Raw genomic sequence first — 25,443 nt, 5'->3', positions numbered from 1 at the left:
TTGATTTTATGTTAAAATTGTTAAAAATAAACCGATAATAAAAGTAAGTAAATAGCTCATTTAGCTATTTAGTCCTATATGGGCTTTTCTTTTACGCCAAAAATAGAACATACGTTTGTATGGAGGTTTTCAAATGACTGGTTTTTTAACCCATTTAGAAGAAGATATTAAGCGTTTATATGCTCAATTACAAATAAGCGGTCCTGCTTATAGAGAGATGCAAAGGATCGCTTCTGAATTTCGCGTATGGGTCCATTACGAGGAGACTGGCAGCATGATGATCCAGCATCAAGGTCTTTACAGTATTATCTTAAACAGATCCCTATCACCTGAAGAACAGTGGCAGGATTTTGCCCACGAGCTTTGTCATGTGCTAAAGCATACAGGAAATCATTTCAAAATGAACAAACTCTTTCGAGAATTGCAGGAGTTTCAGGCAAAACAATTCATGTATCACTTTTGTGTTCCAACGTTTATGCTGATGAAAATGAAGCTTCCACCCCTTCGGCAGCAAGCCATTTTTCATATTGCTCAAACGTTTCATGTCACTTGGACTTTTGCTGAAAAGCGGCTTGCCTTATTCGAACAGCGAAAAGCAGGTATTCGCTTTCAGCAGGAGTTTACGTCTTATTTAATGAAAGCAGAAAGAGTCGCTGAAAAAGAAGCTGTTTATCAAACGTAAATTATCGCATAAAAGTTTATTCATAAAGAGCTAATACTTGTTTGAGTACATTTGTGTACCGATAAAATTGTTCAGTTTGTGTATCTCGCCGGTATTGACGCCTAAAGTCTTGAAAGAATGCTCTTCTTTGCGCCTGACTAATTTCAAGTTGTACACTTTTTCCTGTCAGACATTTGTTATTGATATTATCAGGATGCGTTCCAGAAAAACGATCAGATTCGGCTAGCAGCAATGCTTGAAAGCCATTTTGCGTTAAACGCTTCACAGTTTCTGTCGCTCTTTCTCTGTCCGTACCTCCCACTAACGTTTGAAGCTCCTCTGTTTCTCCGTAGCCATGAAGTGCAAACGTATAATGATGGGTATGCACCTCTGAAAGGCAAAGCGGCTCATCAAAGCGTGTACTTGTAATATGAAGCACATGATTGCCTTTTACTTTAAGGCCTTCAAATAAATACATAGAATAGTCACTAGAAATTTCATGAACAAGCTCACTCACGCCTGATTCAATTCCTCCAGCATGAGGAGACAAAACTAGCAGCTGGTCACCTTTCCGCTCGTGAAGAATTTGATAATCAATCCCTTTTCTTTCATGAGCGGAGAGCTCTTCATAATTTTGATACGTATCGATAATTTGCATCATGTCATCTGCTCCATTTCTTTATATGAGCATAAGTCTACTGATCCCTCATTCTTTTGTAAAGAGGTTTCGAATCAAATATACCTCTTGAATTCTTCCTTAAATTTTCCTTACATTTACGGCATTCTGTTGAATTTTGAGAAAAAATGACCGATAATTGAAACGAATAGAACTTTTGGACTATATGAATCTTTTTGTATTCTCTCTCATAAATTAGAAATATTGTGATCTACATCTGGAGGAATTCATGTTAAAAAAGAAAACCACCCTCACTCTTATCATCTTACTCCTTAGCTTCGCTGGCATTATTTATTGGAAATGCTTCTCTCTTCAAGGCGTGTCTCACGGAACATTCATCCGCTCGATGTCATCACCTGACGGAATGTATATCATCAACACCTATCAGCATAGCGGAGGAAAGCTAAAGGAAAACGCAGTCAGAGCAGAAATTGAAAACAAACTGACCCATCGCAAGAAAACGATTTACTGGAAATACCCTGATAAGGACCCTCTCATCAAATGGAAAAACGGACAGCTTGTTCAAATTGGACATGAGTTTTTAAATGTGGTGAAAGGCGACACCTACGATTATCGCTTTGATCAGAACAAGAGAAAATAACGACATACAAAAAACGAATCCTCTTGGATTCGTTTTTTACGTTGCCATGACGGTTTGCATAAATTTCTTCATATCTGTACTAACCGTTGTCAATCGATCAACAATTTCGCTAAATTCCGTCACAAGTGAAGCCTGTTCTGATGAAGAACCTTTCATATGGTCCATACTTTCAAGTAATGTATGTATATTGGAGGAAATTCCTTGTAATGAGCTTTCGATGTTTTCTGTTGCACGTGAAGTTTCACTTGAAAGCTTTTGAACCTCACTTGCTACAACACTAAAACCTGCTCCGTCTTTTCCTGCCCTGGCCGCTTCAATTGACGCATTCAATCCTAGCAAACTCGTTTGTTTCGAGATACCTTTAATCATTTTTGTAATATCGGCTGTTTGTTTCGAGCTTTCAAGAGTTTGCTGCGTTTGTAAGGTCATCTCCTCACTTGTAGCAGAAAGCTCCTCTGAATGCGCCGCCACCACGTGCACCTTTTCTTGAATACTTTGAATAATGTCATTCAATGAATCCATATACGCTTCAAGCTCTATTTGATTTTTGAGCGGAAATCCTAAAGCGAGGGCACCAATCACTTGCCCGTTTTCATCAAAAATGGGCAATCCCATTGCATTTAAAGGTACTCCATATACTGATTCAGGCACAAACATACTCGATGTCTCACCTCTCAGCGCTTTTTTCATATTCAGATCATCTGGTTTAATACGTTCACCAGCTCGAATTTGAAAATCAACATCTTTCGATGGCAAATACAGCAAAAATTTCTCTCGGTCAATGACACCCATCGTCACTTCATTTTTTAAAATCTGCATCATATAAGGTGCTGCTGTCACTATACTCTGTAGTATATCCAATTTCTCTACCCCCTTATATTATTTATCGGCCGCTTTTCTTAAAATAATAGTTATTTTTTAAAAATAATGATGATGAAAGTTATTTCTCATATGTATGAGTAAAAAGAGGGACATTCCCTCTCTATATTCAACAAAACGTAAATTTGCTATAATTTAAGCATCAACATATGATGAAATGTTCATGTAATCATTTTATATATATTCATTGGAGGCGCATGTTGTGAGACAACCTATGACTTATGAGCGGGCGATCGTCATTGGCGGCGGTATGACGGGAATACTCGCTGCAAAAGTTTTATCAACGTTTTATCATCAAGTTTTTATTATCGAAAAGGACGAAATGCCAGACTCTCCTAAGAATCGTCTCGGCACTCCTCAAGCTTTTCATCCACATAGAATGCTGCCACTAGGCAAGCAAATCGTTGAACGTCTATTCCCTGGCTATACAAAAGAGTTATTGACAATGGGCGGATTTAATACATGGCAACAAACCTCTCGATTTATCACAAAAGATGGTGAATTAACGCTTACTGATACAGAAGAAACAGCCGTTACAAGACGTGCCATGCTAGAGTGGGTGCTAATGCAAAGAATGTTAAATGAGGGACGGGTGCAATGTTTAGAAAAACATGAAGCCCTCTCACTTCAGTTGAAAGAGGGAACGAATCAAGTCATCGGACTGATCGTGAAAGATCGGCATCAAAAGCCGGGACGCATTTTTGAAATGAAAGCAGATTTAGTGATCGATACGTCTGGAAGAATGTCTAAATTGCCAAAATGGCTGAAAGATGCTGGACTGACCTTACCGCAGACAGATGAATTAAGTGTGTCACTCGGTTACAGCACTAGATATTACAAAATACCACCAGAAGCGCCATACCAGCAATCAATGGTCGTCGTGGGTCAGCCAGACAGGCAAATTCCAACAGGACTGTTTGAACGCGTAGATCATGATTTAGTAGCTGTTCTTCTCTCTGCAGCTGGCGGATCACATTATCCAACAACGGATGCTGATCAATTTGATTCAGAAACGGCTGCACTCGCGCATCCAGCAATAGCAGATGCCATCACTCATTTAACGCCCTATACAAAACCAAAAGGGTTTAGAGTTCCTTCTTGCGTGAGACATCACTATGAACAAATGCACGAATGGCCAAGTGGATTATTGGTGATGGGCGATGCCTTGTGTACATTAGATCCTATTCACGGGCAAGGAATGACAAAGGCCGCACTCGAAGCACAAGTTCTTGAGCGTATGCTCAAACAAGCACAAAAAAATAAGCAGCTATCTTTTGAAAAGGACACATTACAACAAATGCAGCATGCCAATGAACTTGGCTGGTGGCTTTGTGCGATTGCTGATATGGCGTGGGAAGGCGTTGAATTAAAAGGAGAAACAACCATTCCCCATTTGACATTCGTACAAGGATTTTTAAATCGCTACGTACAATACGCCATAGTAACAAAACAGCCTGAACGTCTTGAGGCGTATCACCGAATGCATTCTTTTTTAACTGAACCGAGAGACATCATCAACTTAGAACAGCTGCATGACATGATTCAAGCCGACACTTCTGGCGAAACGGCTGAATGGTGGAGTCAGTGGGATCAAGAGGACGAAGAACGCAATCGAGCTTTATTCCATGAAGCGGTTCCTGACTTTCGTTTACAGCAACTACTGTCATTCAATTGAAACAAAAAAAGCCCCTTTAAGGGGCTTTTTGATTAACGTAATAATTGAAGTACGTTTTGTGGCTGTTGGTTGGCTTGTGCTAGCATCGCTTGAGACGCTTGAGAAAGAATGTTGTTCTTTGTGAACTCACTCATTTCTTTCGCCATGTCAACGTCACGAATACGAGACTCAGCAGCTGTTAAGTTTTCAGCAGAAGCACCAAGGTTGTTGATTGTGTGCTCTAGGCGGTTTTGGACGGCACCAAGTTTAGAACGCTGGTCTGAAACTTGTTTGATCGCTCCATCAATAATTGCTAATTGATCGTTAAATCCACCTTCTTCATCTGCTGCAATTTCGGCGAAATCAGTTACTTTAATCGTAGAAACAGTTTTATCCTCAACGCCAAGTTTATCAGCAGACATTGCTTCAATATGAACTGACAATTGCTGCGCACCGTTAGCTCCAATTTGGAAAGTTAGTTTCTTCGGTTCTCCGCCTTCTGGCTCAGCAGCAAAAGTTCCATCAAGAAGTTTCTTTCCGTTGAATTCAGTACGGTCAGAAATACCGTTCTTATCTGTACCGTTCCCAATTTCCTGAACTAGTGCATCAATTTCCTCTTGAATTGCACCAAGGTCTGTTTCATCTTGTGTACCAGTGTTTCCAGCTTGTACGACGAGTTCACGTACACGTTGAAGGATTGAGTGAGTTTCAGTCAATGCACCCTCAGCTGTTTGAATAAGAGAGATACCGTCTTGAGCATTTTTCGTCGCCATTTCTAATCCACGGATCTGACCACGCATTTTTTCAGAGATTGCTAGACCTGCTGCATCGTCTCCCGCACGGTTAATTTTAAGACCAGAAGAAAGCTTCTCCATGTTCTTTTGCCCTGCTCCATTGTTTGCAGATAAACGGTTCAGTGTGTTAAGTGCTGCGATATTGTGGTTAATTCTCATGTTTCATGACCTCCATGTGTTTTGAACCAATTGAACATCCTTGTCCAAAAGTTCTAAATTAGAATTTTTTCGTAAGCCTTACAATCCATTTATCGAACCTTCATGGAATTTGTTTAACAAAAAAGGAATAAATAAGGTAAAAGTCTCATTCGTTATGATCGTTTCGCTAGAGTATGCCAAATTTAAAGGTCATTTTTCATGATTTGTCAGAGGGATTTAAGAATCATAAGACTGGAGAAAATGCGGAAAAAAACAGCATAAAAAAAAGCCCCATAAAAGGGGCTCGTCATTAACGTAGTAATTGAAGTACGTTTTGTGGCTGTTGGTTCGCTTGTGCAAGCATTGCTTGAGAAGCTTGAGAAAGAATGTTGTTCTTTGTGAACTCACTCATTTCTTTCGCCATGTCAACGTCACGGATACGAGACTCAGCTGCTGTTAAGTTTTCAGAAGATGCACCAAGGTTGTTGATTGTGTGCTCTAGACGGTTTTGAACCGCACCTAGTTTAGAACGTTGATCTGAAACTTGTTTGATTGCATTATCAACGATATCTAATTGATCATTAAAACCACCTGCAGCACCTGCAGCAATAGTTGCAAAATCAGTTACTTTAAGAGCTGAAACTGTTTTAGTTGCATCAGTTGGATCTGTTCCAAGTTTATCAGCTGACATTGCTTTGATATTTACATCTAATTTCTGTGCTTTGTTTGCACCAATTTGGAAAGTTAATGTAGCTGTTTCAAAGTCACCATTTAACAATTTTTTACCGTTGAATTCAGTACGATCAGAGATACCATTTTTATCAGTACCGTTACCAATTTCTTGAACAAGATTATTGATTTCCTCTTGAATCGCACCAAGATCTGTATCGTCTTGTGTACCCGTGTTTCCAGCTTGAACAACTAGTTCACGAACACGTTGAAGGATTGAGTGAGTTTCAGTCAATGCACCCTCAGCTGTTTGGATAAGAGAGATACCGTCCTGTGCGTTTTTAGAAGCCATTTCTAATCCGCGGATTTGTCCACGCATTTTCTCAGAGATTGCAAGACCTGCTGCATCATCTCCTGCACGGTTGATTTTAAGACCAGAAGAAAGCTTCTCCATGTTCTTTTGGCTCGCACCGTTGTTTGCAGATAAGCGGTTCAATGTGTTAAGTGCTGCGATATTGTGATTAATTCTCATTTCCTATTACCTCCATGTATGTGGGACCTGACAGACGTCCTTGTCTGAAAAAAGCCCTTCATTCTAGGGCTTATCAACCCTGACAATTCTTTTATCGGATTGTTTTATAGGAAGTTTAACACTTTTTAATATTTATTTATTAAATTATCAGTCTTAATTCATGATTTAGTTCTTTGGAAAAGACGTATTGTGTGCTCCTTTTAAAATATTAGTTCTTCTCATCATATTATTTATTTAAAAAACAAGTGCGCACCAAGTGTGTCTCACATTGATATAATCAAGATCTGCTTTTTTCAATCATCAGTAGACATAAAAAAAGCCCCATAAAAGGGGCTCTTCATTAACGTAGTAATTGAAGTACGTTTTGTGGTTGTTGGTTTGCTTGTGCAAGCATTGCTTGTGAAGCTTGAGAAAGAATGTTGTTCTTTGTGAACTCACTCATTTCTTTCGCCATGTCAACGTCACGGATACGAGACTCAGCGGCTGTTAAGTTTTCACCAGAAGCACCAAGGTTGTTGATTGTGTGCTCTAGACGGTTTTGAACTGCACCGAGTTTAGAACGTTGGTCAGATACTTGTTTGATAGCTCCATCAACAATATCTAATTGATCATCAAAAGAAAGTGCGCCAGCAGCAGTCGGATTAGCAAATTGTGTTACATCGATGTCAGCTACTGCGTGGTCTGCAATAAGAGCACCAGTAGCGGGGTCAACTGCACCAAGTGCTGTAGAAGACATTGCTTCGATGTTCACATCTAATTTTTGTGCTTTATTTGCACCAATTTGGAATGTTAATGATTTTGGTGTAGCACCAGCTGCGCTGAAAGAACCGTCAAGCAATTTCTTTCCGTTAAATTCTGTACGATCAGAGATACCGTTTTTGCCAGAACCGTCACCAATTTCTTGAACTAGGTTAGCGATTTCTTCTTGGATAGCACCAAGGTCTGTTTCATCTTGTGTACCCGTGTTTCCAGCTTGAACGACAAGCTCACGTACACGTTGAAGGATTGAGTGAGTTTCAGTCAATGCACCTTCAGCTGTTTGGATAAGAGAGATACCGTCTTGTGCGTTTTTAGTAGCCATTTCTAATCCGCGGATTTGTCCACGCATTTTCTCAGAGATTGCAAGACCAGCTGCGTCATCTCCTGCGCGGTTGATTTTAAGACCAGAAGAAAGCTTCTCCATGTTCTTTTGGCTCGCACCGTTGTTTGCAGATAAACGATTTAATGTGTTAAGTGCTGCGATATTGTGGTTAATTCTCATTTCCTATTACCTCCATGTATATGGGACCTGACAGACGTCCTTGTCTGAAAAAAGTCCTTTATTCTAGGGCTTAACAACCCTGACAATACTTTTATCGGATTATTTCATAGGAAGTTTAACATTTTTTAATATTTATTGATCAATTTTACATAACTTTATTCACTATTTAGTTTAAAAAGGTTTCTATTGTTCTATCGATTAAAGTGATGATTTCAAAGCTTATATTAAATTAATAGGAACAAAAAAGCCCCATAAAGGGGCCTGTCATTAACGTAATAATTGAAGTACGTTTTGTGGCTGTTGGTTCGCTTGTGCAAGCATTGCTTGAGACGCTTGAGAAAGAATGTTGTTCTTTGTGAACTCACTCATTTCTTTCGCCATGTCAACGTCACGGATACGAGACTCAGCAGCCGTTAAGTTTTCACCAGAAGCACCAAGGTTGTTGATTGTGTGCTCTAAACGGTTTTGAACCGCACCTAGTTTAGAACGTTGATCTGAAACTTGTTTGATTGCACCATCTACGATGTCTAGTTGCTGATCAAATGTAAGTGTTGGTGTAGCAGCAGCGAATTGTGTAACATCAATGTTAGAGACTGCTTGACCCGCTACAAGAGTTCCATTATTAAGAGCTCCTAGTTTGTCAGAAGACATTGCTTCGATATTTACATCTAATTTTTGTGCTTTATTTGCACCGATTTGGAATGTTAAAGTAGCTGTACCATCAGCGAAAGCACCATTCAACAATTTTTTACCGTTGAACTCAGTACGATCAGAGATACCATTTTTCTCAGTACCATTACCAATTTCTTGGACAAGATTCTTGATTTCTTCTTGAATTGCACCAAGGTCTGTCTCATCTTGTGTACCCGTGTTTCCAGCTTGAACCACTAGTTCACGAACACGTTGAAGGATTGAGTGAGTTTCTGTCAATGCACCCTCAGCTGTTTGGATAAGAGAGATACCGTCCTGTGCGTTTTTAGAAGCCATTTCTAATCCGCGGATTTGTCCACGCATTTTCTCAGAGATTGCAAGACCTGCTGCATCGTCTCCTGCACGGTTGATTTTAAGACCAGAAGAAAGTTTCTCCATGTTTTTTTGGCTCGCACCGTTGTTTGCAGATAAGCGGTTCAATGTGTTAAGTGCTGCGATATTGTGGTTAATTCTCATTTCCTATTACCTCCATGTATGTGGGACCTGACAGACGTCCTTGTCTGAAAAAAGTCCTTTATTCTAGGGCTTATCAACCCTGACAATTTTATTATCGGACGTGGTTATAGGATGTTTAGCAGATTTTTTAAAAGATATCGTGTTTTTTCATGACGTTGATCCTAATTTGAACAATTCTATAAAAAACAAAAGCTACTGATGATAGATCAGTAGCATTATCGTTTTATGAATATCAATATTGCTTGATATCAAACATTAAAATATTTTGGTACACCACGTAATCCTTCTTACTTGTGAACGGGCCTTTATTGTGTTCATCACTGATTTCATAGAAGTTCATCCCAATTCCAAAACTTCTCTCTTTATACCAGTTAAGAAAATCGTTGATTTCTTTCATTGAAAGCAAATAATCTTTTTGCAGTCCGTTTATCATAGTAATTGAAAGTATACCCTTTGTTACTTCTTCATCAGGTTTTGTTCCATCCTGATCCTTTGGTTCTTCTGTTGCGCCATCGTCAGGTTTTGTTCCATCCTGATCTTTCGGTTCTTCTGTTGTGCCATCGTCAGGTTTTGTCCCATCCTGATCTTTTGGCTCTCCTGTTAAGCCATCGTCAGGTTTTGTCCCATCCTGATCTTTTGGCTCTTCTGCTGTATCATCATCTGGCTTTTCTTCATCTTCAGTTATTTGCAAGTCGCTTAACGGAATAGAAATGACTGATTTGTAATCACTTTTTGCAGAAAAATTCCCCATATAATATGAGTAGTTACGTCCGCCAATGACATATAATTGGTCATCAACAATTGCGGCGACAGCTGATACTCTACCTTCTGGTAAATCATACGCTGAATTTTTAAATTGACCATCTTTAGGATTGAAAATTTGAACTTTATTCAGCATTTCACTTGATCGATCACCAGTCCGCTGTCCTCCAATAACAAAGAATTTCCCATTATATGTTTCGTAAGCCGGTTCAAATACATATGAAGTTAAGTCACTATCTTTTAATTTACTCCATGTATCTGCTGAAATATCATACTGGAACAAAGATCTTTCTCTACTATGCCCGATCGAATTTTCTCCACCGGCAACATATATTTTGCCGTCAATTGCAGATATAGCTCTCCCATTTCGAGACGGTAAAGCAGATGAGTTCAAGCTCTTCCATTCACCGGAGTCTGTATTATACTGATAGACATTATTCTTATAAGAGTTTTTTGAAGATACAATATATATATTTTCTTTTACTGCAACTGCGTACAAAGTTCCCTTACTATAAGTCGAGAACACAGGGTCTCTAGGTATTTGAATTGGCTCTTCAGCCCACTGATCAAGTTCTGTATCATATATATCAATCGTGTTATAAGCTACTTTAGTATCTTCGTTAATCCCGCCTATTAAATATATTTTTTTACCTACAGTAGCATATGTTCCACCTGTTCTATATCTTGGCATACTGGCTTTCTCTTCCCACACATCTTTCTTAGGGTCATACATAAATGTTTGGTTGTTTAATTTATTTTTTTCACTCGCTCCACCAAACACATAAATCTTTCCATCAACGACCCCCACACCAGCATTAATACGTTCTTCTGGCAAATCAGCTCTTTTTGTCCATCCAGTTGGTTTTTCTGCTGCATTTGCTTTGAATGGACTAAGGGTACTCATTAACAGAAGTACCGTGATGAATAATAAAAACCTTTTTTTCATTTCCTATTCCTCCAACTCGTTATATTCCCTCCTTTTATCGTTCTTTTTTTCACAAAGTTTACAAATTAAAGAAATTGAGATGAATCACTTTAAAAATCGATTGACACCAAAATTCACTCATTCAATCATCTAAATATGTAGTGTTATAAAGGATAGTTCTAAGCGTTACGTTTTAATAATCGGTTCTTCGCCTTTCAGCTGAATCATGAGTGAGGATTGATTATATAATAAATTGATTATGCGGCGTGCCATTTCAGAGGCAGACGCATTGTAGTCATTTCTGATCCATTCAATGATAAAACCAAAAATGCCATATGAACGATATTGGATAAAATAACTGTCGTTGATTTCTGCATACTGATCACTTACAAACGACATTCTATTTTGGAAGATATATTGTATTTTCTTAAGCAATTGTTCTTGTATTTGAGGGATGCGGTCTTCCATCACTAATAAATCATAATAGTCACGATTTTCGACGATATATTGAAATACATCGGTGCCTTCTGGTTTCATGCGAGTTAAATCTAACAGTGGATTTTCACGAGTTGGCTTACAAAATTCATATTCAAAATCTTCCATTTCTCGGTGAATAAAATCTTCTGCTAATTCATCTTTACTTTCATAATGCACATAAAACGTCGTCCGGTTATAATTTGCCTTTTCCACAATATCCTTCACTTTTACGTGCGAATATCCTTTTTCTTTTACTAGTACTTTGAATGTTTGACGAAGTGTTTCTTTTGTTCGCTCAACACGGCGATCCTCTTTTTTGATCATCGGCCCCTCCTTTAGACACTTTTAAAAAAATGTTGATTAGAGATACATAAATTCCTGTGTGTTGAAAACCTATACAAAAAAGTTTTTTTGCTGATTGAAACGAAAAATCTTTCGTCCTACAATCAACTTAGTCATAAAGAAATGAATTTTTTGTGACATTTGATCTAACTTCTTTAGAATATCATACTATACAAAAAGTGAGGGCACATGATATGGAAATTCAAGCGATGGTCACAACAAATGAAAAAGATTTCGAGAAACAAACATTATTACTAGATGATCCAAAAGCAGATGAAGTGCTTGTCAAAATAGTTGCATCTGGCGTCTGTCATACTGATGCCACAGTATTAGATGGAACGCTTCCTGTCCCACGTCCTGCTTTATTAGGACATGAAGGCTCTGGCATTGTAGTGAAAGCAGGTTCTAATGTCACAACCGTTCAAGAAGGAGACCACGTTGTACTAGGTTTCGCTTATTGTGGTCATTGTCATAATTGTCTAGATGGGAACGCTGGTGGATGTGAAAACATGATTCCACTGAATTTTTCTGGTCGTAATAAGCATAATGAAACGCCTATTCATACACATGATCATGAAGATGTATCACAATTTTTTGGTCAATCATCATTTGGTACATATGCAACGGTTGATGAAAAAAATGTAGTGAAAGTAGACAAAGAAACAGATTTACGTTATTTAGGACCATTTGGCTGTGGCTTAATGACCGGGAGCGGCACTGTCTTAAATTCACTTGCTCCAGCACCAGGAACAAGCTTTGTTGTTTTCGGTACAGGCGCTGTTGGGTTAAGTGGGTTAATGGCAGCAAAAATCGCTGGCTGTGATCCGATTATTGCCGTTGATATTCATGATAGCCGCCTTGAGTTAGCAAAAGAATTAGGTGCAACACATATCATCAACAGTAAGCATGAGAATCCAGTTGAAAAAATTAAGGAAATAACAGAAAGCAAAGGGGCACATTACTCATTTGAAACAACTGGAGTACCAGAAGTCACTCTAGCAGCCCTTCATTGCCTGCGTGTCAAAGGGACTTGTGCAACAGTAGCAGTAGGGAAGCGCGATTTAACATTTAATGTAACAAATGATCTAATGCTCAATGCTCTCACATTAAAAGGTGTGATAGAAGGGGATGCCGTTCCACAACTATTTATTCCTAAACTAGTAAAGTTCTTTAAAAATGGACAATTCCCAGTTGAGAAACTAGCAAAATTCTACGAATTAGAAGATATTGAACAAGCCTTTGAAGATTCTAAAAATGGATCTACGATTAAACCAATTCTTATTTTAGATAAAGAGTATCGTGCTTAAGTCTTGAAAGTTAGCCCCCTTGCCATGTAAAGGGGGCTATTCGGATTTTCATTTGTGGTGAGCTTTTAGAGACAAATTGAACTCACACATACATCACCGGCGTCGATATTTTAATAATCTTCCCGCCTCGACGATAAAATCTTGGGACGCGGCGGCTTAGGGTGGCGATGACTTCGTAGTTGATTGTATTGAGCATTTCAGCGATTTCATCGACAGAAATTTCTCCGCCCTTCTGACGTCCGTATATGACGACTTCCTCGCCTTGCTTTGCTTTCATTTCTCCTAAACTGATCATCGTCATATCCATTGTGACTCGGCCAGCAATCGGCATTCGTTCTCCACGGAAAAGCATAAATCCCCGATTTGATAAAGCACGTGAGTACCCATCTGCGTAACCGATTGGTATGGTGGCAATGACTTCATCAGGCTTTGCTACATACGTTGCCCCATAGCTGACGGTCCTTGGCTTTGTTACCATTTCCTTCACGAACGCAATTCTCGCTTTTAAACTGAGAGCCGGCTCTAGCTGAACAGCGTCTAAGCTTTCAATGTATTGCGAGGGATACATTCCATAAAGTCCGATGCCCAGCCGAATCATATCGGCGCTAAATTCAGGAAACGCGATGGCAGCCGCTGTATTGTTCATATGTACGGTCGGCAGCTTAATTCCTTGTTTTTTCAAAAAGCGAAGAAAATCAATAAAAATACTGTGCTGCAGCAGCGTGAAATCAGGGTCAGGCTCATCCGCAGTGGAAAAATGCGTAAAAATTCCGTCCCAGCTAAGGTTTTCACTCTTTTCAAGGGCTTCCACTACTCCTAACAGCTCTTCCTTCGTCCGTACACCTAGTCGCCCCATCCCTGTATCGACATTGACATGTATCCCAAGCCGGCGCTGACTTTCTTCTTCTGCTAAGATCTCATTTGCTTCAACAATCCAGTCTTCACGAAGGCCAGATAGATCAATTCTCCAAGCCGCAGCCCTTTTCACGCAGTCGAGCGGAGTAAACCCAAGAACCAAAATCGGCGCTTCAATTTTTGCTCTTCGCAGCACAATGCCTTCTTCCAAGCTAGCAACTGCAAGCTCCGTCGCACCGCTTTCCAGTGCTTGCCGAGCCACCTCCACTGAGCCATGTCCATAAGCATTCGCCTTCACAACAGCCATGATCTTACTTTTCCTTGGAATATGCGCTTGAATGGCTTCAATATTTCTTTTAATCGCATCAAGATTGACTTCGATCCAGACTTCCCTGCATAGCTTTTTCATTTATTTTTCCTCCTCATCACATGAGTGTTCTTTCTATATCCATGTTCGCTTTTGTGTCTAGTCTATCTTTATTCATTTTTGAGAAAAACATTCAGCTACAATGACTGAACCTGCTTTGTCTTGTTGCACATAAAAAAAGAAACCACATCAACTGTGATTTCTTCTCTATGTGCGATGATATTCAATGTCATCCGCAGATTTCATCATTGCATCAATATCATGATAAATCTCCTGCAAATTTTCCCGTTCAGCTAAGTATTGAGCATTGCTTTTATGAACAGGCACATCAAATTGCAAGAAGTTGATCGTGATCGTTGATGACTCTCGGTCATTCATTATTAATCTTAATTCAAGCGTTGAGACCTCTTCTTTATCATCTCTCTCAGCTGAAGCAATCGGCACCCCATCTTCTAACATCACAACTTGTTTCAAATCTTTCAAGGATAGCTCAGTGACTGCAAATCTATTTTTACTAGTTGACCCATCAGGCTGATGTTCAATAAAGCGCATTTTCTTTAACTCATCATCAATCGCAAATCCCTTATCAACTTGCTCTGAGAAGAAATAGGTAGATGCTTGAAACCCATCTTCGTGAAAAAGCATCATCATTTTGTCCATTAATATGTTTGGATCATTCTGTTCTTTTCGCCTTTGTAATCTACCGGCAATGAATAAAATGACCATTCCTCCGATGATGCTAAGAGCCGTTACCAATCCATTCCCTACATCTACGAAAACAGTAAAACCTAAAATAGCAATCATAAAAGCAATGATAATGCCTATGATGAATATCACACAATGCTCCTCCTATCATGACCCTTCATGAATGGTTTAGCCATAGTATAGCATTTGAAGTAAGGTGATTTAAGAATATTTATATGAAGAAAACAGACCATAAAGATCTGTTTTCCCATTGAACTTCATTCAAGTGTTTAAAAGATAGGCAGTAAGAATTCACACACGCCTTCTTCTTCTCTATATCTTTCCATAATAGATGCCTGACGCATGTTCAATTGATTGTTTTGGATCATTTGAGGCAATTGGCTCCAAAATAAATTCACTTTTTCGGTTGTATGTGTCACTGTAAACACAGCATACTTTCCCCCTTCGAAATGTCCAGTCTGAACCATTTGACCTTTTGAGAAATCTCTATTTGTCATCAACATGAGGTCGTATCTGCATTTTTCTGATGGAATTTTTCCAGGATCATCTTGAGGAACACCATATATACCAAATTCCTTTAATTCATCAATTAATTGATGTTGATTGATCCATTTTTTAAATCTCTTCATCATCTCTACATTTTCTTTGCTGCCATATGGTCCTATATTTCTCATATACACCATTTTCATATTCGTTAACATTTCAATTTTGTAATTCATGATTTCCCTCCAACTCTTATTGGAAGATTGGCCAATCATTCCTTACATCCAACGGTAACATCCTTTAAAATATAATACAGCAGGTTATTAAAAATAATTGAATTATGTTGGAAAAATATTCACTGGAATTGCGATTTAGATCATAAATTAAGTCATCTCATCATCTCTTTAAATAGCATATCCCATTTTTAAAAATAAAAAAGAACGGTCTTTAGCCGCTCACTGGTTTATTGATTTTCCTTTGAAGATTTAGCAAAGAGAAGGGTAACAATCAAATAGATAATTGTTCCGAAAAACAGACCATTTAACAAGCTGATAAACAACATCTTACAAACCAGGCCAACATAATAAGACACTGGTGTCCCTGGAAACACAGCCATATTGAACAGACTAATCATAAAGGTTAAAGCAAAAAATATAATGAAAATCTTTCGAAATACTGTTGATTTTAACATTGTCATTTCACTTCCTCCTCAGTATGTTTTCTATGGAGAAAATATTCTTTGTTCATAGCGTATATTCCGTTTTATAGTAAAAAGCCCTTAAAGGGCTTTTTACTTAAGCAGTATAACCAATACTTGCAGTGTGACCTCTCCTAGCTTCATCATGACTTGCTGTCACTTCAGACGTAAAATAACCAACAACACTTATGACACTAATCATCACGAATACCACTGATAACGTTTTAAATTTCATACTGACAGTCCCCCCGCTTTACTTGAGTTTGGAAATAAAGAATCTTTTCATAGAAATGCATCGCGTTGTCTTTATCTCCCATTTCATTATAATATTTTGCAGCATCTTTTGCTAAATCTTCGAGGTCAGGATACATTGACTTTACTTCTAACAATTCCATTATTTTTTCCAACTGCTCAAAATTGTTGTCAATGTATAGAGATCTTAAAAACTTGAATATCAATAATAGAACATGGTCTTTCAGCTTTTCAGATAGTTCTATACCGTTATTTAATGCAAATGTACCTAAGTCCTGTTCTTTCTTTTTGAAGTAGGCTTTTGACAACATAATGAGCGGATCTAAGATTCTATTTAAATGCTCGTATCCCTGCTCTTTAAATGCTCGTATTGAATCATTAAAATGAGTAATCGCTTGTGCTAATTCTTTGTTATGAAAATAACTCAACCCTAAATTATAAAGTGCTGATCCTTTTAATCGTTTTGTTGAGTTGTCGGCGGCTTTTTCTAGTGCGTGTTGAAAATGGGGTATCGCTTTTTCGGGGCAGCCCATATCGATATAGTTTAATCCAATCACAAAAGAACATTGAATTTCTCTCACTGTGTATGTATCTTTTTCTCTGTAACAGTCTATCGCCTGTGCAATATGGTGCATCGACATGTGGGTTTGTTTCATGTGGTAATAAATTTCTGCCATCTTGTAATTGAACTCGGCACGTTCAATATCGTCGCTGACAAGAGACAGCTTTTTTTCTGCCCGCTTATAGAAGGTAATCGCATTTAGGTATTCATAGTTTTCAAATTCATACATGCCGTAGAAAAAATTGAAATAATACTCGAGCAATCCTGTTAATTTCTCTTGATCCCTTTTGATCTTCAGTGCGAGTTCCCTAAAGTTCGCCCGCTCTTTCCCATTTTCTAAAGGATTCAAGTAATCAAGCATTAATTTATGTCTGAACTCCATAAGTGAGAAATACAATAATAAATCTTGATTTTCTTCCATATGATCAAGCATTGATTTGATTTCCTCTTTATATGCTTCGGCGTCTGGTACGTTAAATCGTTGAATGTGATAATACCATTCATTGATTTTCAAACCGACGTGAGAAGAAAGCACTTTCTCCATCAGCCCTTACCCCTTCCTCTATTTTCCCTATAATGACATATATTATCATTTCATAAATCGTCCGGCACCGAAAAGAAACCGCAAAAGAACAAAAAAAGCTTCTTTAAAGAAGACCTCTCCTCCTGTACTCTCTAATGATACATTCAGGTCTACATCTAGTATATCCTTCACGTCATACTTGTTTTAATCGTTTCCATTTACGAATTTGAGTACGGAAATTTTTAAAAGGGGCAACGGTATTCACATGAATAAATTTATAAACTGGCCAGACAGCCTTTACTGTAGCGTCATCCGCCCATTTTCGTTGATGAGGTTCAAACACTTCTTCTTCACTCATACGATCTAACATATTACAAATAGTTAAAACATTCTGTTTGAGCTGAGCTCTTAATGCGACAAGTGATTGACAAGCATACTTCTCATTAAAAAGAGAATATAATGCGCCAAGCTGATTCCATTTATAACCTTCTGCTGGCGTATGGACAACCATTCCTTCAGTTTCGTCTTGCTCCCATTGAAGTAGCAGGGTAGTCCAGCCAACTTGATAGGCCAAATTTTCTGCAGGAGTTCGGCTTACATCCTCTATTTGATCATCTTTCATTTCTTCTGGGATCATATCGAATTCTTCATCGTATTGATTGTACGATTTCATGATTGCTTGCTTTAAAACATCTTTTGACTCATAGCTTGTCATATGACTCACCTCTAGTTCTTTTTGTGCAAATTTTTCTCGGAACATATCTTGCAAAAGTACAAAAAAGTAACTGTAGCTCATGATACTGAAATTATTCTTAATCGAGCGAAAAAGCAATAGCTCAATAAAGTAAAGCTATAAAAGCGGCTGCGAAAAAAGAAGACACTCTTTACGTTCCATCATAAACAAACACCCAGTATCTCTCCCCAGGCTCCCCTTCTTCTACAACACCTCTTTTTTGATAAAAAGATAAAGCCTTGTGATTGTCAGAGACACATTTGAGGGTGACCGGTGTTCCGAGCACTTTGATAGCATGTTTGAGCAGCAGATCACCAGCCCCTCGACCAGCAGCTTTTGGATGCACAAACAAGAGATGAATAAAACGATCTGGTACATAGAGCGAGATGAATCCGAGGATTTTGTTGTTGTCTTCAGCTAAGAAAATTTGTTCTTCCAGCGTATCTTGATCAAAGTCTTGCAGATTGATTTCTTCTGTATTAAGCCAGTGAAAGCTCTGACGGCGGGATGCTAAATAGATTTGTCTTAATTGTGGATAATCTTCTATGCTTGCTTCTCTAATCAACATCGCATCATCCCCTATGTTTTTTAAATGTTATGTCGCCTCTAGAATGTGTTTTGCCTGTGTTCTGCCTGCCAATAACAATTGATCACTGAACTGCGAATCATTGACAGCTCGTGCAAGAGCAATTGTACCAATCATGCTGCTTACTAGTGCGTAACTCTTAGAGAGATCTATGTTTCCAGCATCAGCTATAAACGCCATAAATCGTTTCAGTTCATCAGTATAAACTTTCCGTACCTCTTGCGATAATTGAGAAATCTCCCCTGCAAGCGCAGGCAGTATACAGCCGACCTCCGTCTGATCACGGTGAACGGAACTTAAATAGAATTCAATGATCGTCTGAATTCGAGGCTGGTCTGCTTTCTTGTCTGCAACACTTTGCAGCAGCTTTATCGTATCAGTAATAGCAAAATGAAAAGCCTCTTTCACCAACTGATCCTTGTTCTTAAAGTGAGCGTAAAACCCTCCATGAGTTAGACCTGCCCCTTTCATAATGAATGGCAAACTGATATTACGAACGCCATTTGTTCGAAATGCTCGTGCAGCACTTGCAATGATTTGCTCTCTCACTTTTGACTTATGACCTTTCGGATAAGGCATCTTCTTACTCCCTCCTTCACTTTAACTCTTGCTAAGTGTGTTTATCAAAATATTATAATCATCATATTTTTGAGTGTCAAATTGACTAAAATCCATCTTTCCTCACTTAGATGGGATTGACTCCATCAAAATATGATGGATATAATATATTATGGTTATCATATTTTAAAGATGGAGGTGCAGAAATGATTCATTTAGAAACAGTAGATACATTAGTGATCGGATCAGGTCCGGGAGGCTACGTGGCGGCATTACGTTCAACACACCTCGGCATGAAAACAGCGATTGTAGAGCGTGATCAATTAGGTGGAGTGTGTACCCATGTAGGCTGTATCCCATCTAAAGCACTAATAGCAGAAGCAGAGCGGTTCAAACTCCGCACACAATGGGGGGTTTTTCAAGAAGGCTACTCTTTCAAGGAAGCTCAAGCGTTCAAAAAAGCTGTTGTGAAAAAACAAGCTGGAGGCGTTCAATTTTTGCTAAAGTCAGCAGGAGTTACCATTCTGGAAGGAGAGGCAAGCTTGATCGATCAGCATACAGCGGTGATTCAACATGCCGAAAAAGGTGAAAAGCGAATCAATTTCAAACACCTAATACTAGCAACTGGTTCCCGTCCGATTGAAATGAGATCACTCCCTTTCGGAGGTCGTATATTGTCTTCCACTGAAGCATTATCTCTTCCTAACATTCCAAAAAGCCTTGTCGTAGTTGGGGGTGGTTATATTGGGGTTGAACTAGGACAGATGTTTGCAAGATTTGGAGCAGAAGTCACCATTTTAGAAGGCGGCAATCAAATATTGCCTGGCTTTGAAAGTGAACTTGTCTCGCCTGTTATTCGGCAACTGAAAGAAGATCACATCACCGTGATTACAGGAGCAAATGTCAAAAATGCTGAGCAGCATATGAGCGGAATTGATCTTCATTACGAGCGACAGAAAGAAAGCTACACGGTGAAAGCGGAATATGCACTGATTACTGTCGGAAGAAAACCGAATACTGATGGTTCATTAGGTCTTGATTCTATCGGGTTGCCCATTACCCCTCACGGACTGATTGAAATTGATGAACAATGCAGAACATCCATCCCGCACATATATACGATTGGTGATATCACCAAAGGTCCTGCTCTAGCTCATAAAGCTTCCTATGAAGCGAAGGTTGCAGCAGAGGCAATCGCTGGTAAACCTTCTATTATAGATTATAAAGCGATCCCACTTGTTGTGTTTTCCAGCCCAGAATTGGCGAGTGTCGGATTGAGCGAAACAGATTGCAAGCAACAATCCATTCCGACTGTCATTGGAAAAACAATGTTCTCCATTAATGGTCGAGCGCTGGCATTAAAAGAACCAGAAGGATTTGTGAAAATTGTAGCTCATGCCGAATCTGGCCTTATTTTAGGAGCACAAATCGTAGGTGCAGAAGCATCTACTCTTATATCAGAACTTTCTCTCTCTATTGAAATTGGTGCTACAGTAGAAGATTTAGCAATGACGATTCATCCTCACCCAACATTAGGTGAAATGATCATGGAGGCCGCAGAAATGGCCACCCGTAAAGTTGAAAAACATCTTGCACGATAATTGGTTCAGGTGTAGCTTCTAAAATTGAGCAAAATAATCGCCATAGCTTATTTATTTAAGAATAATAGGCTATGGCAATTTCAATTGAGCACTCATATTAAAACGTCGGTCAATTTATCGTTAATTGGATCCTACTTCACGCTTTTTACCGAGATTCATGGATAACTGAACGCCAATCATCAGCATGACGATGACAAGCATTGCCACAATAGAAGCATAAAAATGTCCGCTTAGATCGAAAACAAGGCCAATGAAAAACGGACCGAATCCTCCCATGATATACCCGCCCATCTGCGACATGGCGGACCATGTACCAGCTTCCTCCGGTGTACGCGTCTCAATAATGGGCAGCATAAGTGCTAAAGGAAATAATCCACCTGCACCCATACCTAGGAAAATGACAGCTGGCAAGATCGGCATTGGCAGGAGAAGAAAGATGAGACCAATCAGCTCAGACAGACTGCATAAGATGAGAAATAATTTCGGTTTTCCTAATCGAGTAACGACCGCTGGAACGAGTAGTGCCACCGGAATCTGAATGAGTGTAAATATGGTCAGCAGCATGGCAGCATATTGCGGACTGTTTCCGAAGCTAAGAGCAATCGGTGAAATCCATGCCGTCAAAGAATAAAACATACTGGACATAAAGCCAAAAAACAAGGTGAATTGAATGGCTTTTTTGTTTCGCAGCGGCAATTTTAGCGGCAAGGTTACATGATCACTCTGCTCATTTTTGCGAGCAATACCTACCCATAGAATAAGCGCGATCACCCCTAGAATAGCCCAGCAAGACAATGCAAACGGAAGGTGGTGACTGCGTAGGTAAATCGGAATGGTGAAGCCGGAAGCAAGTGCTGCCCCAATCGTCATCGAAATAGAATAAACACTCACAATCCCCGGATTTTTCGGGAAATACTTTTTGATAAAACTAGACAACAAAGGACCTGCAAAGCTAATCCCAACTCCTCCTGCAAATGCAGTGATAAGAAGGACGGCAACCGTTTGACTCGTCCCACGTAGTCCAGTAGCGATCGTGATGAGAAGAATCGAGAAAAAAAGCGTTCTCTCTAAACCAAAACGCCGACTGAGTGTCGTCGCAACGGGTGCAAACACCCCCATACAAAGGACAGGCAAAGTGGTCAAAAGACTGGCTGTCAGTGCGTTCACACCAAGCTCTGATTGGATCATACTCATCATAGAAGCCACGGACGTAATGATTGGGCGCAAGTTTAATGCAGCTAAAAATAAAGCGGCTAAATAAAATATTTTTTTCATCAATGCACTTCTTCCTCTCTCTACTTGTTGAAGCTACTTTGAGTATAAATCCGCCGCATTCATTGATCAATACAATAATTCGTATTATGATGATAGTAAAAAACTATTATTAATGAAAGGATGACAAATGGATACTCGGCATATTACATATTTCATGGCTGTATTCGATCATTTACATTTCACAAAAGCTGCTGAGCAATTAGGGATATCACAGCCTACATTAAGCCAGCAGATTCGGCTGCTTGAAGCAGAAGTTGGGATGCCGCTCTTTGATCGAATCGGCAAAAAAGTCGTCGCAACCGAAGCGGGTTCTCTGCTATATCAATATGGGATGAAAATGCTCCAAGCTGAAAGAGATGCAAAAAATGCGATGAAAGAACTATTATCTGAAAAACGGGGAAACGTTCGGCTTGCAGTCCTCCCTTCCGATCTTGACTTTCAGCTTGTTCCGCTTTTTGTAGAATTTAAAACACTTTATCCTGAAACCAATCTGAAAGCATATTCAACCATCTTCGTTCGTGAAGAAGTTCTGTCGCATAAAGTGGATCTCGGCATCGGGCTGCGAGGGCCTGCGGATAAGCGTCTCGTTCAAATGCCTCTTGGAAGTGAGCCCTACGAATTATTTGTTCATTCAGAAAGTGAACTAGCCCAAAAGAATGAAGTGACATTGGAAGAGCTGACGCAGCATGCTTTGGTCATGTATCCGAAGGGATATCTAGGTAGGGATTTAGTAGATGACGTATGTAAAGAACAGGGTGTTGAACTAGACACTGTCATGGACGTTGGGTCCGCATCTTCATTATTGCAGCTGGTTGAAGCTGGCATCGGTGCAACCATTCAGCCGCGAGGATTGCTACAACAACATGCCACATGGCCAAATATTATTTCGATACCTATTGCTGAGCCAGCACCTGTTCGTCACCTGGAATTAATTTATTATGCAGATCGATTTGTCAGCAAAGCACAGCAGCAGCTATCTGAATGGCTGATCGACTTTTTCAAATCAAGAACTAACTAAAAAGTGAGGTTAAGACATGAAGAATGCAAACAACATATTCACAAAGACAAACCGAGTGGTTATCCGCCAATTTGATAGGCAAGATATCGAACCGTTTTATCAGTACCGAGCAAATCCCTCTATTGCAAAATTTCAATCTTGGGAAAACTATACGTACGAAGAAGCTGAATCATTTGTTCAACATCAAATGACACAAAAACCTAATCAACCGGGGTCTTGGTTTCAATATGCGATTGCCTTATCTGAATCCAATCAGCTGATAGGAGATTGTGCCATTCATACACTTGACAGTGAGCCTAGAATCGTTGAAATAGGTTTTACACTCGCGCCTGAATACCAAGGAATAGGCTATATTCACGAAGCTCTAAGTGCAATTTTCGAATATATTTTTATGACACTAAACAAACATAAAATCATTGCCTTTACAGATGTGCGAAATGAAAAATCTATTCGCGTGCTGGAACGTTTAGAAATGAGACGCGAAGGACATTTGCTGCAAAATTATATGTCGAAGGGACATTGGGTCGATGAATATCAATATGCGATTGTCCAATCGGAGTGGGCCGCTAAGCGCCATTAAAAGACGCTTTTGATCAACCTTCTATATACATATAGAACTTTTCTATAACGCTCACCATGCTTTCTTTTTTTATAATAGAAAAAAAAGAAATGTGGTGGCGTATATGTCTACAACGATCGGAATTATGGGCGGGATGGGTCCTTTAGCAACGATTGATCTGATGAAAAAAATCATTTCTCATACTCCAGCGATAAAAGATCAGGATCATATCCATGTGATTGCTGATAATTATCCGCAAATCCCTGATAGAACCAATGCCATATTTGGGAGAGGCGAAGATCCTACAGATGATATGATTGCATCAGCTAAGAGATTAGAACGTGCAGGAGCGGACTTTATTCTCATTGCATGCAATACCGCTCACTTCTTTTTAGAAAACGTACGACATTCCACTCATATCCCTATCATGAATATGCCATTAGAAACCGCAAATTATCTAAACAAACATCACTATACATCTGTGGGCTTACTATGTACTGATGGCACATTAAAAACCCAGCTCTATCAAAGGGCTTGTGCTCATCACAAGATTGACGTCATGACTCCTAGTGAAAATCTTCAGAAAAACGTGATGAATGGGATATATACGGTGAAAGCAGGAAAATTAAGTGAAGGCGAAAGCGAATTGGCGTTAGCTGCAGAGATTTTAATCAATCAAGGCGCAGAAGCCATCATTGCCGGTTGTACAGAAATCCCCTTAGTCTTAAGGTCAACTAAAGAGGTGAAAGTGATTGACCCTACTGTCATTTTGGCGAAAGAAGCTGTAAAATTAGTATATGAGCTTGAAAAGCTAAACATTAAAAGTACGTAATTTAAGGGGATAAAATGAATATTGAGAATATAGAAGCGTTTATTTACGTATGCCAGCTAGGCAGTATCAATAAAGCTGCGGAAGCACTGTATTTAACCCAGCCTTCTGTTTCGGCACGTATTCAATCGTTAGAAAAAGAATTAGACCTGAAATTATTTGATAGACAGAGAAATAAACTATCTCTGACGGAAAAAGGTGAACAGTTTTACCCGCATGCCAAAAAGATCCTCCATTCTTATCAAGAAGCAAAGCATAGTCTCAAACAAACGATGATTCCTTATGAATTGACGATTGGATGCGCATCCTCTATTTCCAATAATCTATTGCCTAACATACTGCCCGCACTAAAAGAAAAATACGAAAACCTGAAAGTGAAAATTGTAACAGGACATTCAAAGGATGTTGTCCAAAAAGTGATTAACAACCAAGTGGACTTTGGGATTGTCAGGACTGAAACACATCCTCAAATTGAATCAATCCCTATTTTCAGTGATCCAATCGGGCTGTTCATCCCAACTCATCACCCGCTCGCTAGCCTTGACAACATTAATATGAAGGAACTAGAAGAACAGCCTTTTATTTTCTTTGACTATGGGTCATTTGATTGGCTGATGCTTCACAGATTATTTCAAAAAAACAGCATCACACCGAACATTTCCATTGAGGTTGATCATATGGAAACCGCAAAGAACTTAGTGCTGCAAGGAATGGGACTATCGTTTCTTCCTCATCATTGTGTGAGAAATGAGTTAGAACAAGGAACATTAAAACAAATTTCAATCGATCCATCCATCCATTTCAACATCAATATCGAGTTCATTTATAAAAAAGGAAAATCCAAATCAGTTTTCATTGATCAACTCAAACAGTTTTTTCATGAATTAGATTGAGCAGCTTAAAAAGCCCTTTTTAGGGCTTTTTTGGATACGTTCTGATTAGCTTTCCAAAGTTAAATAAAGTAAGCTCCCTTTAGAGAGGTTTAATACTCTCTA

Annotated in this window: 26 protein-coding genes; 9 read left to right on the top strand and 17 right to left on the bottom strand. The window is 39.1% G+C overall.

Annotated features, from left to right (window positions below):
- The first annotated feature begins 133 nt into the window (after positions 1-133).
- Positions 134-682, top strand: a complete 549-nt coding sequence (locus tag MHI16_RS06350; protein WP_058014228.1) for an ImmA/IrrE family metallo-endopeptidase — start codon at positions 134-136, stop codon at positions 680-682.
- Between the two features lie 16 nt (positions 683-698).
- On the opposite strand, the gene MHI16_RS06345 is transcribed toward MHI16_RS06350, so the two are convergent.
- A complete protein-coding gene (locus MHI16_RS06345) occupies positions 699-1,322 on the bottom strand; it encodes a poly-gamma-glutamate hydrolase family protein (RefSeq protein ID WP_058014229.1) in 624 nt (207 codons plus the stop codon).
- A gap of 244 nt (positions 1,323-1,566) precedes the next feature.
- Here MHI16_RS06345 and MHI16_RS06340 point away from each other — a divergent pair, with 244 nt between their 5' ends.
- Positions 1,567-1,938, top strand: coding sequence for a DUF5412 domain-containing protein (locus MHI16_RS06340; RefSeq protein WP_058014230.1), 372 nt, complete (start codon positions 1,567-1,569; stop codon positions 1,936-1,938).
- Between the two features lie 36 nt (positions 1,939-1,974).
- Here the strand turns inward: MHI16_RS06340 and MHI16_RS06335 are convergent, their stop codons facing one another.
- Entirely contained in the window at positions 1,975-2,799 is an 825-nt protein-coding gene (locus MHI16_RS06335; RefSeq protein WP_058014231.1) for a methyl-accepting chemotaxis protein, read from the bottom strand.
- Positions 2,800-3,019: 220 nt separating this feature from the next.
- On the opposite strand from MHI16_RS06335, the gene MHI16_RS06330 reads away from it, so the two are divergent.
- A complete protein-coding gene (locus MHI16_RS06330) occupies positions 3,020-4,492 on the top strand; it encodes an FAD-dependent monooxygenase (protein WP_058014232.1) in 1,473 nt (490 codons plus the stop codon).
- A 32-nt stretch (positions 4,493-4,524) separates the two neighbouring features.
- Here the strand turns inward: MHI16_RS06330 and hag (MHI16_RS06325) are convergent, their stop codons facing one another.
- The 6 genes from hag (MHI16_RS06325) to MHI16_RS06300 form a co-directional block, all read right to left on the bottom strand.
- Positions 4,525-5,424 (bottom strand): flagellin Hag, encoded by a 900-nt coding sequence (gene hag / locus MHI16_RS06325; protein WP_058014233.1) that lies wholly within the window; start codon positions 5,422-5,424, stop codon positions 4,525-4,527.
- A 289-nt stretch (positions 5,425-5,713) separates the two neighbouring features.
- A complete protein-coding gene (gene hag, locus MHI16_RS06320) occupies positions 5,714-6,604 on the bottom strand; it encodes a flagellin Hag (RefSeq protein ID WP_058014234.1) in 891 nt (296 codons plus the stop codon).
- Positions 6,605-6,944: 340 nt separating this feature from the next.
- Positions 6,945-7,865, bottom strand: a complete 921-nt coding sequence (hag, locus tag MHI16_RS06315) for a flagellin Hag (protein WP_058014235.1) — start codon at positions 7,863-7,865, stop codon at positions 6,945-6,947.
- 267 nt (positions 7,866-8,132) lie between these two features.
- Positions 8,133-9,032, bottom strand: coding sequence for a flagellin Hag (hag, locus tag MHI16_RS06310; protein WP_058014236.1), 900 nt, complete (start codon positions 9,030-9,032; stop codon positions 8,133-8,135).
- 232 nt (positions 9,033-9,264) lie between these two features.
- Entirely contained in the window at positions 9,265-10,740 is a 1,476-nt protein-coding gene (locus tag MHI16_RS06305) for a kelch repeat-containing protein (RefSeq protein ID WP_058014237.1), read from the bottom strand.
- 165 nt (positions 10,741-10,905) lie between these two features.
- Complete coding sequence (locus MHI16_RS06300) at positions 10,906-11,520, bottom strand: TetR/AcrR family transcriptional regulator (RefSeq protein WP_058014238.1); 615 nt, start codon at positions 11,518-11,520, stop codon at positions 10,906-10,908.
- A gap of 212 nt (positions 11,521-11,732) precedes the next feature.
- On the opposite strand from MHI16_RS06300, the gene MHI16_RS06295 reads away from it, so the two are divergent.
- Positions 11,733-12,845 (top strand): NAD(P)-dependent alcohol dehydrogenase, encoded by a 1,113-nt coding sequence (locus tag MHI16_RS06295; RefSeq protein ID WP_169056336.1) that lies wholly within the window; start codon positions 11,733-11,735, stop codon positions 12,843-12,845.
- Between the two features lie 82 nt (positions 12,846-12,927).
- Here the strand turns inward: MHI16_RS06295 and alr are convergent, their stop codons facing one another.
- The 8 genes from alr to MHI16_RS06255 form a co-directional block, all read right to left on the bottom strand.
- Positions 12,928-14,109 carry an alanine racemase gene (gene alr / locus MHI16_RS06290; RefSeq protein ID WP_058014240.1) on the bottom strand — a complete coding sequence of 394 codons (1,182 nt, stop codon included), beginning with the start codon at positions 14,107-14,109 and terminating at the stop codon, positions 12,928-12,930.
- Positions 14,110-14,274: 165 nt separating this feature from the next.
- Positions 14,275-14,904, bottom strand: a complete 630-nt coding sequence (locus MHI16_RS06285) for a hypothetical protein (RefSeq protein ID WP_342498151.1) — start codon at positions 14,902-14,904, stop codon at positions 14,275-14,277.
- Positions 14,905-15,041: 137 nt separating this feature from the next.
- On the bottom strand, positions 15,042-15,491 hold the full coding sequence (locus MHI16_RS06280; protein ID WP_268498062.1) for a GyrI-like domain-containing protein: 450 nt from the start codon (positions 15,489-15,491) through the stop codon (positions 15,042-15,044).
- A 227-nt stretch (positions 15,492-15,718) separates the two neighbouring features.
- Positions 15,719-15,952 carry a hypothetical protein gene (locus tag MHI16_RS06275; RefSeq protein WP_041815429.1) on the bottom strand — a complete coding sequence of 78 codons (234 nt, stop codon included), beginning with the start codon at positions 15,950-15,952 and terminating at the stop codon, positions 15,719-15,721.
- A gap of 224 nt (positions 15,953-16,176) precedes the next feature.
- Entirely contained in the window at positions 16,177-17,310 is a 1,134-nt protein-coding gene (locus MHI16_RS06270; RefSeq protein WP_268498063.1) for a tetratricopeptide repeat protein, read from the bottom strand.
- Between the two features lie 172 nt (positions 17,311-17,482).
- A complete protein-coding gene (locus tag MHI16_RS06265) occupies positions 17,483-18,004 on the bottom strand; it encodes a ClbS/DfsB family four-helix bundle protein (RefSeq protein ID WP_268498065.1) in 522 nt (173 codons plus the stop codon).
- Between the two features lie 169 nt (positions 18,005-18,173).
- Complete coding sequence (locus MHI16_RS06260) at positions 18,174-18,590, bottom strand: GNAT family N-acetyltransferase (protein WP_342498150.1); 417 nt, start codon at positions 18,588-18,590, stop codon at positions 18,174-18,176.
- A 27-nt stretch (positions 18,591-18,617) separates the two neighbouring features.
- Positions 18,618-19,187 carry a TetR/AcrR family transcriptional regulator gene (locus MHI16_RS06255; RefSeq protein WP_342498149.1) on the bottom strand — a complete coding sequence of 190 codons (570 nt, stop codon included), beginning with the start codon at positions 19,185-19,187 and terminating at the stop codon, positions 18,618-18,620.
- 185 nt (positions 19,188-19,372) lie between these two features.
- Here MHI16_RS06255 and lpdA point away from each other — a divergent pair, with 185 nt between their 5' ends.
- Positions 19,373-20,767, top strand: coding sequence for a dihydrolipoyl dehydrogenase (gene lpdA, locus MHI16_RS06250; protein WP_342498148.1), 1,395 nt, complete (start codon positions 19,373-19,375; stop codon positions 20,765-20,767).
- A gap of 120 nt (positions 20,768-20,887) precedes the next feature.
- Here the strand turns inward: lpdA and MHI16_RS06245 are convergent, their stop codons facing one another.
- On the bottom strand, positions 20,888-22,042 hold the full coding sequence (locus MHI16_RS06245) for an MFS transporter (protein ID WP_106029866.1): 1,155 nt from the start codon (positions 22,040-22,042) through the stop codon (positions 20,888-20,890).
- 127 nt (positions 22,043-22,169) lie between these two features.
- On the opposite strand from MHI16_RS06245, the gene MHI16_RS06240 reads away from it, so the two are divergent.
- From MHI16_RS06240 to MHI16_RS06225, 4 genes are all read left to right on the top strand, one after another.
- Positions 22,170-23,060: a LysR family transcriptional regulator gene (locus tag MHI16_RS06240; protein ID WP_106029867.1), complete on the top strand. Its 891-nt coding sequence runs from the start codon at positions 22,170-22,172 to the stop codon at positions 23,058-23,060.
- A 16-nt stretch (positions 23,061-23,076) separates the two neighbouring features.
- The gene (locus tag MHI16_RS06235; protein ID WP_003211367.1) at positions 23,077-23,640 is read left to right on the top strand and encodes a GNAT family protein; all 564 of its coding nucleotides are present in this window, start codon (positions 23,077-23,079) and stop codon (positions 23,638-23,640) included.
- A 103-nt stretch (positions 23,641-23,743) separates the two neighbouring features.
- Positions 23,744-24,451, top strand: coding sequence for an amino acid racemase (locus MHI16_RS06230; RefSeq protein ID WP_342498147.1), 708 nt, complete (start codon positions 23,744-23,746; stop codon positions 24,449-24,451).
- A 14-nt stretch (positions 24,452-24,465) separates the two neighbouring features.
- Complete coding sequence (locus MHI16_RS06225; protein ID WP_342498146.1) at positions 24,466-25,341, top strand: LysR family transcriptional regulator; 876 nt, start codon at positions 24,466-24,468, stop codon at positions 25,339-25,341.
- Positions 25,342-25,443: the final 102 nt, after the last annotated feature.

It is taken from the genome of Bacillus sp. FSL K6-0923 (assembly GCF_038630825.1).
GTDB classification, from domain to species: Bacteria; Bacillota; Bacilli; order Bacillales; family Bacillaceae; genus Bacillus; species Bacillus pumilus.
The sequence above is the reverse complement of the archived record's forward strand: the minus strand, read 5'-3'. Positions and strand labels throughout refer to the sequence as shown.

Bases quoted from the DNA above. Each gene is read 5' to 3' on its own strand.
- MHI16_RS06295 (WP_169056336.1), top strand. From the start codon at position 11,733: ATGGAAATTCAAGCGATGGTCACAACAAATGAAAAAGATTTCGAGAAA.
- MHI16_RS06340 (WP_058014230.1), top strand. From the start codon at position 1,567: ATGTTAAAAAAGAAAACCACCCTCACTCTTATCATCTTACTCCTTAGC.
- hag (WP_058014233.1), bottom strand. From the start codon at position 5,424: ATGAGAATTAACCACAATATCGCAGCACTTAACACACTGAACCGTTTA.
- MHI16_RS06225 (WP_342498146.1), top strand. From the start codon at position 24,466: ATGAATATTGAGAATATAGAAGCGTTTATTTACGTATGCCAGCTAGGC.
- MHI16_RS06255 (WP_342498149.1), bottom strand. From the start codon at position 19,187: ATGCCTTATCCGAAAGGTCATAAGTCAAAAGTGAGAGAGCAAATCATT.
- lpdA (WP_342498148.1), top strand. From the start codon at position 19,373: ATGATTCATTTAGAAACAGTAGATACATTAGTGATCGGATCAGGTCCG.
- MHI16_RS06280 (WP_268498062.1), bottom strand. From the start codon at position 15,491: ATGAATTACAAAATTGAAATGTTAACGAATATGAAAATGGTGTATATG.
- MHI16_RS06240 (WP_106029867.1), top strand. From the start codon at position 22,170: ATGGATACTCGGCATATTACATATTTCATGGCTGTATTCGATCATTTA.
- MHI16_RS06350 (WP_058014228.1), top strand. From the start codon at position 134: ATGACTGGTTTTTTAACCCATTTAGAAGAAGATATTAAGCGTTTATAT.
- MHI16_RS06235 (WP_003211367.1), top strand. From the start codon at position 23,077: ATGAAGAATGCAAACAACATATTCACAAAGACAAACCGAGTGGTTATC.
- hag (WP_058014234.1), bottom strand. From the start codon at position 6,604: ATGAGAATTAATCACAATATCGCAGCACTTAACACATTGAACCGCTTA.
- MHI16_RS06345 (WP_058014229.1), bottom strand. From the start codon at position 1,322: ATGATGCAAATTATCGATACGTATCAAAATTATGAAGAGCTCTCCGCT.
- MHI16_RS06245 (WP_106029866.1), bottom strand. From the start codon at position 22,042: ATGAAAAAAATATTTTATTTAGCCGCTTTATTTTTAGCTGCATTAAAC.
- MHI16_RS06300 (WP_058014238.1), bottom strand. From the start codon at position 11,520: ATGATCAAAAAAGAGGATCGCCGTGTTGAGCGAACAAAAGAAACACTT.
- hag (WP_058014235.1), bottom strand. From the start codon at position 7,865: ATGAGAATTAACCACAATATCGCAGCACTTAACACATTAAATCGTTTA.
- hag (WP_058014236.1), bottom strand. From the start codon at position 9,032: ATGAGAATTAACCACAATATCGCAGCACTTAACACATTGAACCGCTTA.
- alr (WP_058014240.1), bottom strand. From the start codon at position 14,109: ATGAAAAAGCTATGCAGGGAAGTCTGGATCGAAGTCAATCTTGATGCG.
- MHI16_RS06265 (WP_268498065.1), bottom strand. From the start codon at position 18,004: ATGACAAGCTATGAGTCAAAAGATGTTTTAAAGCAAGCAATCATGAAA.
- MHI16_RS06230 (WP_342498147.1), top strand. From the start codon at position 23,744: ATGTCTACAACGATCGGAATTATGGGCGGGATGGGTCCTTTAGCAACG.
- MHI16_RS06270 (WP_268498063.1), bottom strand. From the start codon at position 17,310: ATGGAGAAAGTGCTTTCTTCTCACGTCGGTTTGAAAATCAATGAATGG.
- MHI16_RS06260 (WP_342498150.1), bottom strand. From the start codon at position 18,590: ATGTTGATTAGAGAAGCAAGCATAGAAGATTATCCACAATTAAGACAA.
- MHI16_RS06305 (WP_058014237.1), bottom strand. From the start codon at position 10,740: ATGAAAAAAAGGTTTTTATTATTCATCACGGTACTTCTGTTAATGAGT.
- MHI16_RS06275 (WP_041815429.1), bottom strand. From the start codon at position 15,952: ATGACAATGTTAAAATCAACAGTATTTCGAAAGATTTTCATTATATTT.